The 11,477-nt window shown below is 47.1% G+C and carries 9 protein-coding genes; 8 read left to right on the top strand and 1 reads right to left on the bottom strand.

All coding sequences use genetic code 11. The annotated features are described in order from the left end of the window. Window positions 1–250: 250 nt before the first annotated feature. From BMZ71_RS13735 to pheT, 4 genes are all read left to right on the top strand, one after another. Entirely contained in the window at window positions 251–1,009 is a 759-nt protein-coding gene (locus BMZ71_RS13735) for a TrmH family RNA methyltransferase (RefSeq protein ID WP_086990232.1), read from the top strand. 335 nt (window positions 1,010–1,344) lie between these two features. Beyond that, window positions 1,345–1,659 carry a winged helix-turn-helix transcriptional regulator gene (locus tag BMZ71_RS13730; RefSeq protein WP_425445175.1) on the top strand — a complete coding sequence of 105 codons (315 nt, stop codon included), beginning with the start codon at window positions 1,345–1,347 and terminating at the stop codon, window positions 1,657–1,659. Window positions 1,660–1,987: 328 nt separating this feature from the next. After that, complete coding sequence (gene pheS / locus BMZ71_RS13725; RefSeq protein WP_086627724.1) at window positions 1,988–3,034, top strand: phenylalanine--tRNA ligase subunit alpha; 1,047 nt, start codon at window positions 1,988–1,990, stop codon at window positions 3,032–3,034. 4 nt (window positions 3,035–3,038) lie between these two features. Beyond that, on the top strand, window positions 3,039–5,453 hold the full coding sequence (pheT, locus tag BMZ71_RS13720; RefSeq protein WP_086990229.1) for a phenylalanine--tRNA ligase subunit beta: 2,415 nt from the start codon (window positions 3,039–3,041) through the stop codon (window positions 5,451–5,453). Window positions 5,454–5,632: 179 nt separating this feature from the next. Here the strand turns inward: pheT and rnhC are convergent, their stop codons facing one another. Then, window positions 5,633–6,583, bottom strand: a complete 951-nt coding sequence (gene rnhC / locus BMZ71_RS13715) for a ribonuclease HIII (RefSeq protein WP_086990226.1) — start codon at window positions 6,581–6,583, stop codon at window positions 5,633–5,635. 221 nt (window positions 6,584–6,804) lie between these two features. On the opposite strand from rnhC, the gene BMZ71_RS14740 reads away from it, so the two are divergent. The 4 genes from BMZ71_RS14740 (at window position 6,805) to trxA (ending at window position 11,015) form a co-directional block, all read left to right on the top strand. Next, entirely contained in the window at window positions 6,805–7,596 is a 792-nt protein-coding gene (locus tag BMZ71_RS14740; RefSeq protein WP_143071453.1) for a cell division protein ZapA, read from the top strand. A 26-nt stretch (window positions 7,597–7,622) separates the two neighbouring features. Further along, window positions 7,623–8,168: a CvpA family protein gene (locus BMZ71_RS13705; protein WP_086990223.1), complete on the top strand. Its 546-nt coding sequence runs from the start codon at window positions 7,623–7,625 to the stop codon at window positions 8,166–8,168. Between the two features lie 84 nt (window positions 8,169–8,252). Further along, complete coding sequence (locus tag BMZ71_RS13700) at window positions 8,253–10,628, top strand: endonuclease MutS2 (RefSeq protein ID WP_086990221.1); 2,376 nt, start codon at window positions 8,253–8,255, stop codon at window positions 10,626–10,628. A 75-nt stretch (window positions 10,629–10,703) separates the two neighbouring features. Then, window positions 10,704–11,015: a thioredoxin gene (gene trxA, locus BMZ71_RS13695; RefSeq protein ID WP_068559792.1), complete on the top strand. Its 312-nt coding sequence runs from the start codon at window positions 10,704–10,706 to the stop codon at window positions 11,013–11,015. Window positions 11,016–11,477: the final 462 nt, after the last annotated feature.

Raw genomic sequence — 11,477 nt, 5'->3', positions numbered from 1 at the left:
AACGCAAGAATAATCATTCGTTGACGCTTGATAATATCAACTAAATAGGTTAATAATAGAGGTAGCAACTTGTCATCTTCCTTTCTTTTGGGGAAATAGTGCGGTGTCGTTATCATCACTATTAACCAAAAATTGGGGGGTGGCAAGTTGTTTTTGTCGTTAACCCCGTTAAATCAACGAAAAAATACAAAATTGAACGTCTGGCAGAGCTAAACTTTGACAGTACGATGTTGAACTGAGGAGTTACAAAATGGAAAAGATAGCATCGATGAAAAATCAAAAAGTAAAACAATGGAAAAAACTGCAGACCACCAAAGGCCGGAAAGAGGCGGGCGCTTATCTGATCGAGGGGACGCATCTTTTGAAAGAGGCCATCAAAGCAAACGCAAGCATCCAGGAAGTTTTGATGACTGAAGCTTTTCACCAACAGTCGGATCTGCCGCTTGGTGAGAGGGACATCATCATCGTTTCCCAGGAAATCCTGGCCAGCCTGGCCCAGACAGAAACGCCGCAAGGAGTCGTCGCGATTGTTCAGTTTCCTGAAGCGGCTCCGATTTTGGATTACAAGGGCAAATATATCCTTTTGGATCAGGTCCAGGATCCAGGGAATGTCGGCACCATCATCCGGACGGCGGATGCTGCCGGGTATGCCGGGGTGATTTTAGGGGAGGGATCGGTGGATCTTTACAATGATAAAGTGCTGCGTTCCATGCAAGGGAGCCACTTCCATCTGCCTGTATATCGTGGTGATCTGCAAGAGATGATACCTGAATTTAAGAAGAATGGTATCCCGGTCTACGGAACCGAACTGAACGAAGCGGCTGTCGATTACCGGACCGTTTTCCCGACCGATGCGGTAGCGTTGGTGCTCGGTAACGAAGGGAATGGCGTTTCAGGAAAAATATTGGCATTAACGGATCAGAATCTGTATATCCCGATCTTCGGCGAAGCGGAGTCTCTGAATGTCGCAGTTGCGGCAGGCATTCTGCTTTATCACTTCGTCGGCTGAAGAATTGCATGAAAAAAACGCTATTTTTTCAATTAAACGTGAAAAAGTGTTGCCTTTGTGAAATTCCTATCCTATTATAGAAAACAGACATGAACTTTTGTATGCGAGCAAGCGGGCTGCCGAATTCCTAACCAACATCATTCGTGATTCTTTTCCTTTTCGGATGGAAGGAAGCGGCGGCCACAAGCATTTTCTGAGGAAGTACTTCAGGTAGTGCAGATTGTGGAGCGGGATGCTTATTTTTTGTAAACATTTTGTGACAAAAGGCACATTCCCTTTGACAGGGGAAATGAGGGTGTTTATAATAGGTCAAAGAGGTGAAGGCTGTGAATGAAATGCTGGAAGTAAAAAAATGTATTTGTCCAAAGTTTGAAAAAACATTCTCTATTTTAGGGAAAAAATGGACCGGCTTAATCATCGAAGTCTTGATGGACGGAGATAAACGATTCAAGGAATTGGCCGTGCAGATACCTAATGTCAGTGATCGAGTATTAGTGGAACGGTTAAAAGAGCTGGAAGATGAAAAAATTGTCGTCAGAACCGAAAATCCTGCGGCGGCAATCAAAGTGATGTATGGATTGTCCGAAAAAGGGAAAGCTTTGAACAATGTGATGCTGGAAATCCAATCTTGGTCGGATGCTTGGGTCTAATCCGAACTTGACGGATACGGCATTTCCGGTTAAACTGGCAAAGTAAGTAAAATGAATATGAAAAGCGTTGAAGGGAACCTTCACGATCTGCAGCTTTTTTCAGGGAATAATGGCCATTGACTGCGAGCCTTTATAGAAGCCGATTGTGATTTTTCACTCCCCGAGCTGACTTTGGGATTTGCCCCGTGCAATGAATAAAGTTCCGGTTTATTACCGTTAAACAAATGAAGTGTCGTTGCTTGCAGCGAAACAAGGGTGGTACCACGAAAATCTCGTCCCTTACCAGGGATGGGATTTTTTTGCATTTTTTAAGAAAAGGGGACAGAACATGGAATTGAAAGCAAAATTACAAACATTACGTATAGATGCCTTACAGCAAGTAGAATCTGCAGAGGATCTGCAAGCATTGAATCAAGTCCGCATTTCTTACTTGGGGAAAAAAGGACCAATCACAGAGGCTTTGAGAGGGATGAAGGATTTAAGCCCTGAAGAGCGTCCCGTCATCGGAACGTTGGCGAATGAACTGCGCGACGACATCGAAGCCGCAATCCAAGCCAAAAAAGATGCGCTTGAAATCAAAAAAATGGAAGCCGAAATCGCGGCTGAAACGATTGATGTCACCTTGCCGGGCAAAAAAATCGCCCAAGGCACGACACACGTCCTGACGCAAATCAATGAAGAAATCGAAGACCTGTTCCTCGGAATGGGATACAAAATCGTCGACGGACCGGAAGTCGAAGAAGACAGCTACAACTTCGAAAAGATGAACTTGCCGAAAGATCATCCAGCCCGCGATATGCAGGACACTTTCTACATCACGGATGAGACCTTGCTGCGCACGCATACATCGCCTGTCCAAGCGCGCACGATGGAAAAACATGACTTTTCCAAAGGACCATTGAAGATGATCAGCCCGGGGAAAGTCTACCGCCGCGACAGTGATGACGCGACCCATTCACACCAATTCCACCAGATTGAAGGATTGGTCATCGGCGAGAACATCACTTTGGCTGATCTGAAAGGCACGCTTGCCGTCTTCGCCAAAAAATTGTTCGGAGAAGAACGTGAAATCCGTTTGCGTCCAAGCTACTTCCCATTCACTGAACCTTCTGTCGAAGTCGATGTCAGTTGCTTCAAATGCGGCGGTTCCGGCTGCAATGTCTGCAAACAGACCGGTTGGATCGAAATCCTGGGATCCGGCATTGTGCACCCGAACGTTCTGGAAATGTCGGGGATCGATTCCACGAAATATTCCGGTTTTGCTTTCGGGCTTGGGCAAGAGCGTGTAGCGATGTTGAAATATGGAGTGGATGATATCCGTCACTTCTATCAGAACGACATCCGATTCTTAAGTCAATTTGATGTAAAGGAGTAATGAAATGAAAGTTTCCTATAAATGGTTAAAAGAGTATTTAGATCTATCCGATGTAACACCTGCAGAATTAGCTGAAAAAATGTCCCGCACGGGTATCGAGGTGGACGACGTCATTTACCCTGGCAAAGGCTTGTCCAAAATCGTTGTCGGCGAAACGTTGTCCGTGGTTGACCATCCTGATTCGGACCATCTGCATGTCTGCCAAGTGAATATCGGGGCTGAGGAACCGATTCAGATCGTCTGCGGGGCGCCGAATGTGGCTGGCGGCCAAAAAGTCATCGTGGCTTTGCATGGCGCACGCATCACCGGCAACGCAAAAATCAAAAAGGGCAAGATGCGTGGCCAAGAATCGAACGGAATGATCTGTTCGTTGGCTGAATTGGGCTACTCTGAAAGTGTTGTTTCAAAAAAATATGCGGACGGGATTTTTGTCCTGCCTGCTGATGCTGTTCCCGGAACGGAAGTCGTTGACTTGTTGGAACTGGATGATGCGATCCTGGACATTGACATCACACCGAACCGTGCCGATGCTTTAAGCATGCGCGGATCCGCCTATGAAGTCGCAGCCATCTACAACAAAGCATTGAAATTCCCGGAGGCTCCGGTATCCGAAAAAACGGGTTATGTTGCGGATTACATCAAAGTTGCCGTTGAGGACACGAACGATGCTCCTGCCTACCATATCCAAGTGATCAAAGACGTAAAAATTGCGGAAAGTCCGCTTTGGCTGCAGAATAAACTGATGAACGGCGGTATCCGTCCGATCAACAACGTAGTCGACATCACGAATTATATCCTGTTGGAATACGGCCAGCCATTGCATGCTTTCGATTATGATCAAATCGGTTCCAAGGAAATCATTGTCCGTCGTGCCAAAGAGAATGAAACAATGACGACGCTTGATGGGGTCGAAAGAACGCTCGACACAGATAACATCGTCATCACGAATGGTACTGCACCGATTGCATTGGCTGGTGTCATGGGCGGTCTGGATTCAGAAATTACTGATGGAACCGTGACTGTCGCTTTGGAAGCGGCTTTGTTCAATCCGGTTTTGATCCGCAAAACAGCTGGGAAGTTCAACTTGCGCAGCGAATCCAGTTCCCGTTTCGAAAAAGGCATCAACGTCGCAACAATCCGCACAGCCGGACAACATGCGGCTGAACTGATGCATGAGTTGGCTGGAGGCACTGTCGTTGCCGGTACAGCTTCCGTCGATACTGTGGAAGTGAAGGATACGGAAGTGGTCATCACTTTGGAAAAAATCAACCGTTCGTTAGGGACTGACATTTCCAGCGACGAAGTGACCGCCATCTTCAACCAGTTGGGCTTTGCCTCGACGTTTGACGGCGAAACCTTCACTGTTGCTGTACCACCGAGAAGATGGGATATCTCCATCTATGCGGATATCCTGGAAGAAGTCGCACGCATCTACGGATACGACAACCTTCCGGAGACATTGCCGATCACACCGGCTTTGCCGACTGCATTGACGCCTAAACAACACACGATGCGCATCACCAGAAGATTCATGGAAGGTGCGGGACTTACTCAGAACATCAGCTATGTCTTGACTACCGCCGAAAAAGCGCGGGAATACGCAGTCGAAGACAAGGAAGGCATCCGTTTGGCTTGGCCGATGAGCGAAGATCGCAGCACGCTGCGGATGAACTTGTTGAGCACGCTTTTGGACAACGCCGCTTACAATGTTGCCCGCAAGAACACGGATATCCAGTTTTACGAAATCGGTCGCGTCTTCTTCCCGTCTGCTGACAGCGTTTTGCCGATCGAAGCGGAACGTTTGGCCGGCGTGATGACAGGAATGGCCTACCAAAAAGATTGGCAAATGGCTGCCGAACCCGTCAATTTCTACCACGCCAAAGGGGTACTGGATGGGTATTTCGAGACGATGGGCCTGAGCGATCAGATCCGTTTTGAAGCTGCCAAAGACCTGAAATGGATGCATCCAGGCAGAACGGCTGCCGTCTATCTGGGCGATGCCTATATCGGTTATGTCGGCCAAGTCCATCCGGCAACGGCGAATGCCTATGACCTGAAGGAAACGTATGCTTTCGAAATCGATTTCGAAGCGATCATCGCCGCACCGAAGGAAGTGATCACGCAACAGCCGATCCCTAAATTCCCTGGCGTGACCCGCGATGTGGCTTTATTGGTGGATGAGACCGTAACACATCAACAAATCGTCAAGACCATCAAGGAAAACGGCGGGAAATTCCTGAAGGATGTCCACCTGTTCGATATCTATCAAGGCAAAGGCATCGAAGACGGCAAGAAGTCGGTTGCTTATTCCATGTCATTCCTGAATCCTGAAGCGACGCTTGTCGATGAAGACATCAACAAAGCCTTCACGAAATTGGTCGCAGCTTTGGAAACCGAATGTGGAGCTGCCATCCGTTAATTTAGAAGAATGATGTACAAACAAAGAGTAGACCGTCTCGGGATGAGACGGTCCACTCTTTGTTTTGCGAAGATTAAGATGTGGCTAGTAATCAGTTGTCCGATTCATTCGGATTGTCGGACAACCTACTCAGCATCGGACCCAGCTGAAGGGAATTCTCCGTACGATTCGCCGGCAAGCTATCTGTTCGCCAATCTAATGGCTTTTTGGGTGTTTGCGAAGTGTAGTTTCGTGTATTTGTCCAGCAGTTCCAAGCCGCCTTCACGATACATTTCCGCAGCGATCAGATCGACGTTGGCGCCGGCGCCTGAAGGGATCGGATAACCGGAGGCTGCGGTCATGTCCGCCAAAGTCTTCAGGAAGTAGTAGCGGGCGATGATGGAAGCCGCCGCCACCGCCAGATGGTGGGATTCGCCTTTTGTCTGGAAATAAATATTTTCCTTCACTTGCACTTTTTGATCGGCGATATGTTTGAAATATGTGGAAGGCAATTCAAACTGATCGACCAGGATCGCTTTGGGCTTTTCCGGCTCGATTTTCTTCAACAGCTGATCGAGGACTTGGTTATGCAGCAATGCCTTCATTTTACCTTGAGACATCGTTGGTTGGACCTCATTGTATTTTTCGGGCATCAAGTTGATGACGCTGTGCGGAACATGCTCCAACAATTGCTTCGCAATGGTGATGATGCGGGCATCGGTCAAAGCTTTTGAGTCTTGAACGCCCATCTTTTTCAGCAACGGTAATTGGTCGGCGGATGCATAGACGGCACAGACCGTAAGTGGTCCGAAATAGCTGCCGTTGCCCACTTCATCGCTGCCGATGACGGACCATTCGGAAAAACCTGCAGGGAGCCCGGTTTTGTTAGGAATCTCTTTTTTCAGTCCGTTTTTTGCGGAATGGGATTTAGTGGCCACAACCTGGTCGCCGGATGCTTGCCACTGCGCTGCTTCGCTTTCGGCGTTCTGGCCTTGAAACAGCACTTTTCCGGAGTTGTAACCAGTGATGGTGGTCTGATTCTTTTTGGCGGTGAAAAGGCTGTGCGGCACTGGCTTCACAGCATAATCCTGATAATGGACGGCCAATTTTTTTAGTTGACCCATCGTTACTTTCAATACGACATTCGACATACTCTCATCCTTGCTCTATTTAATTTCTCTGTACTGCTTATTTATTATGGTATTCCTTATTCTATCACATGAAGTTGTCTTCTTCATGGGGAATTGCTGCAGAGTGGATCAGCTATTTTAGGACAGCAGGACAGGATTGGCAACATAAAGAGGTTTATACTGCAATTCGTCGGATTTATGTTAAAATATATTAGACAGTTTTTTAATGGAGGCATTTGAATATGACGGAAAACAAGAGAAGATTCAAAACGATCATAGCAGGAAAGACCTATACGATTTTGGGAAATAAAGCACCTGAGCATTTGACTGCTGTATCGGAGTTGGTCAATGCGCAGTTGGAACAGATCAAACAAGCAGCACCTGCGCTTGGCCGGGAGGAGCGCGGCATCCTAGTGGCTGTGAACGCCATTTCCGATCAGATCACGAAACAACTTGAGATGGAAGAGCTGTTGCTGAAGGTGGCGAAGCTAGAGGAGGCTTTGCAGGAAAGCCATAGCGTTACACACTCCGCTTCCGTTGAGGAAACAGAACAGACTGAGCCGGAGAATACTTTAGCCGAGACACCTAAACCTGAAACGATTGCCGACGTTGAGCAAAAAACTGAGGCTGTTCCCCTGGCAGAGGAGAAAGTAGCTATACAAACAAGTGAATCCAAGACAGCGGTGGTTGAAACGCCTGAAAAGGAACACAATGCAGAAAAGATGGCCGATAGTGCGGCCGCTAAGAAGGCCTTGCCTGAATTTTCCCGGAAAAAGCGCGACGACAAGAGTCAACTCGTGACTTCTATGCCAGCGACAATCAGTGAACTGCAGCAAGCGGCCCGCGAAGCAAATGAGTTACCTGCCAGGAAATCCAATTCGAAATTGACGAAGACGACAACCGCTTCCGAGGCGACGTTGAAACGGGTACAACACAGAAATCAAGTACGTTCGGCTTTGGGTGTCAACAGAAATGCAGAAAATACCATCCCGCCATACACAAAGAATCACGAGCACGACGGAAAAAAGAAATAAAAAGACTGTAGAAATCAGGTGAAAAAATGCTTACGTTTATCATAGTGCTTACGTTGCTGTGGGGCATCTATACAGGCGTCAGAAGAGGTCTTATTCTGCAGATTGTCTATACAGTGGGGTATTTCATATCTTTCTTGGTTGCCAGAGAATACTATACCGTGATCGCAGCAAAAATCGATCTGCTGGTCCCATATCCATCCATCGAGTTCGGTAAAGAATTGATTTTTTACACAGAAGAGGTATCGTTCGTCCTGGATCAGGCGTTTTATAACGGATTGGCGTTCATCTTGTTGTTGTTCGCAGGCTGGCTGGTCACGAGATTTGTCGGGAGCATGCTGAACTCATTGGCATTCTTCCCGATCATCAAACAATTGAACCAACTGGGAGGCGGCGTCCTTGGATTCCTGATGCACTACATCGGAATCTTCCTGTTGCTGACGCTCGCATCCATGATTCCGATGGATTTCATTCAACAGCTCTATGTCGAAAGCGATCTTGCGGCTTGGATGGTGTCCGAAACGCCTTACTTCTCACGCTTGATCTACGACTGGTGGATCGGCATCATTCAGTAAAGACAGTTGGTTAAACAGAAAGGGACCGTATAGCGTTACTATATCGTCCCGCTTTTTTGGAGAAAGCACTTTTAGGAGAATCAGATGAATAATAAAATAAGCAAAACGTTAGAGTTCGAAAAAATAAAACAACAACTCCAGAATTTTGCGGCAACAGATCAAGGGATAGATAAAATTCAGGCATTGCGGCCTGAAATCGATCAAGAAAAAGTCGTTGCCTTGCAGAATGAAACGGAAGACGGCAGAAAGGTACTGCGCCTGAAAGGCGGGATTCCGATGCCAAGGCTAAAATCCATCCGCAGCCATCTGAAGCGTCTTGAGATAGGCGGCACTTTGAATGGTAAAGAAATCGCCGAAATCGGTCGGGTATTGTCGACCACAAGAGAAATCATCCAGTTCTTCCAATGGTTCGAAGACAACGAGATTTCCTTCTTTGTCCTGGACGAACTGGTTGCTGGGCTGGTTGTATTGCCGGAAATCACAAGGAGGATCCAAGCAACCGTCTATGAAGATGGGACGATCCAGAATGATGCCTCTCCCGCATTGAAAGGGATACGCACGGGAATCAAACAGGGTGAACAGAATATCCGGACCAAGTTGGATGACATTATCAGAGGCAATAAGGCATCCTACCTTAGCGATGCCATCATCACGATCCGCAATGACCGTTTTGTGATTCCGGTAAAGGTAGAATACCGCAATCAATTCGGCGGTATTGTCCATGACCAAAGCTCGACGGGTCAGACGCTTTACATTGAACCGCAAGCAATCCTGGATCTGAATAATCATCTGCGCCAGTTGGCTGCACAGGAGAAAGCGGAAATCGAACGGATTTTGTATGAATTATCGATGGAAATCGAGCCTTTCACACAGGAATTGTACGGGAACAGCGAAGTGCTGGCAACTCTGGATTTCATCAATGCAAAAGCGCGTTATGCCGATTCCCTGAAGGCGACACGCCCAATCATCAGCAAAGAGAATCATATCGCCATCTGGAAAGCCAGACACCCGCTCATCGATCAGAAGGACGTTGTCGCGAATGATCTGATCCTCGGCGAAGCCTATCAAGCCATCGTTATTACTGGTCCGAACACGGGCGGAAAAACGATCATGCTGAAAACACTCGGAATCATCCAAATGATGGGCCAATCAGGCCTTCAGATACCGGCGGATGAGGACAGTCAAATCGGTATTTTCACAGAAATTTTTGCGGATATCGGTGATGAGCAGTCAATTGAACAGAGCCTGAGTACATTCTCTTCGCATATGACCAACATCGTTTCGATCCTCAATCAGATCGACGATAAAAGTCTCGTGCTTTTGGATGAGTTGGGTTCCGGTACCGATCCCCAAGAGGGCGCGTCCCTGGCCATCTCAATTTTAGACTATATCGGTGGCATCGGCAGCTATGTCATGGCCACTACCCATTATCCTGAACTGAAAGCCTACGGATACAATCGCTCCGGCACGATCAATGCCAGCATGGAATTCAACGTTGAGACTTTGGCTCCGACCTATCGCCTGCAGATCGGCGTTCCCGGGCGAAGTAACGCCTTCGATATCTCGAAACGCCTCGGCCTAAACCCGAGTATCATCGATCAGGCGCGCGGTTTCATTGATGTGGATAGCCAAAACCTGAACGAGATGATCGCGGATCTGGAACAGAAGCGACGCGTCACCGAAAAAGAATCCTTGCAGCTCCAAACGCAGTTGGAAGAATCCGACAAGTTATTGGCGGACCTGAAGCGAGCCAACGAAAAACTGGAAACAAACAAGGAAAAAATCATCGAAGACGCGAAAAAAGAAGCCAACAAATTGGTTGATACGGCGAAAGAAGAGGCGGAATTCCTGTTGCAGGAAATCCGTGAAATGCAACTGAATATGGGGAAATCCGGTAGTATCAAAGAGCATGAATTGATCGATCTGCGCAGACAATTCAATGACTTGCGCCAAGAAGAGTCTTTAGCCAAAAATAAAGTCCTGCGCAAAGAGAAAGAGAAAAAAATGTTCAAGCCGGGTGATGAAGTCATTACGGAAACATATGGCCAGCGGGGGACGCTCGTCGAAAAGAAAGGCAATTCCGAATGGGTCGTCCAGATGGGCATCATGAAGATGAAGTTGCCGGAATCGGACCTCAGGCTGATCAAAGAAGAGCCGCAGCAACAAAAAAGACAACGTCAGATTGCCACTGTCAAATCATCTTCATCCAGTCATGTCGCAACCCAGCTCGATCTGAGAGGCCAGCGCTATGAAGAAGCATTGGCGGAAGTCGATCAGTATTTGGATGCTGCTTTGTTAGCGGGCTATCCACAAGTGACTATCGTTCATGGGAAAGGGACAGGTGCACTCCGCAAAGGGGTCGGCGATTTATTGAAGCGTCACCCACAAGTGCTTTCTTACGAGTATGCACCGGTGAATGCTGGGGGAAACGGTGCGACAATCGTAACGTTCCGCGGCTGAGCAGATTGATTGGTACTGAGTATAGCCTCTGCTATAATTAACATATAAAGGTGAATTTCGAAGGGAGTAAATACAATGGTAAAAATATTAACAGATGCAAATTTTGAAACAGAAACAAAAAATGGGGTCGTATTGGTGGACTTTTGGGCAACTTGGTGCGGACCTTGCCGCATGCAATCACCAATCATCGATGAATTGGATGAAGAAATCGGCGACAAAGTAACATTCGCTAAAATGGATGTGGATGCTAATCCGCAAACGCCAAGCCAATTCGGCATCATGGGCATTCCGACGTTGTTGATCAAAAAAGATGGCCAAGTCGTAGAAAAATTAGTCGGCTATCACGCAAAAGAGATGCTTGAAGAAACGCTTGAAAAATATATCTAAATAATAAGAAAGAGTTGCCGGTGTCCTGATGTTTCAGGATATCCGGCAACTCTTTTTGTTTTGGGTGCTGTAGTGCGGGCGAAGTTATTGGCGAAAGCTAGTGGACCGGAGGAGAGCACCGTTTCCGGCGGCTTATCTCCGGTTGTTGATATCCGCCACAGGAAATTACCAGCAGTGACATAGTTATTACCACCTAGTGACATCAAAATTACCACTGACTGACAGATAAGTTACCAGTGGAAAAAACGCTCACGAAAAGCTGCCCAAATCCTTTATCTAAAGGATTTGGGCAGCTTTTGTGAATAACGTCAAAATGGAACCATTAGTGTGTAAGGTTGAACAGTAAGTGGACAGAGCGTTTAAAACCAACAATCCTGACCCTAAGGTCACCTAAGAGCCGTTCCATATAATCCAGGAACGGCTCTTAGGAAATATCTAATATGTTTTCTACCTGTAAAATTT

The sequence above is a fragment of the Trichococcus flocculiformis genome (assembly GCF_900113645.1).
Lineage (GTDB): Bacteria > Bacillota > Bacilli > Lactobacillales > Aerococcaceae > Trichococcus > Trichococcus flocculiformis.
The sequence above is the reverse complement of the archived record's forward strand: the minus strand, read 5'-3'. Positions and strand labels throughout refer to the sequence as shown.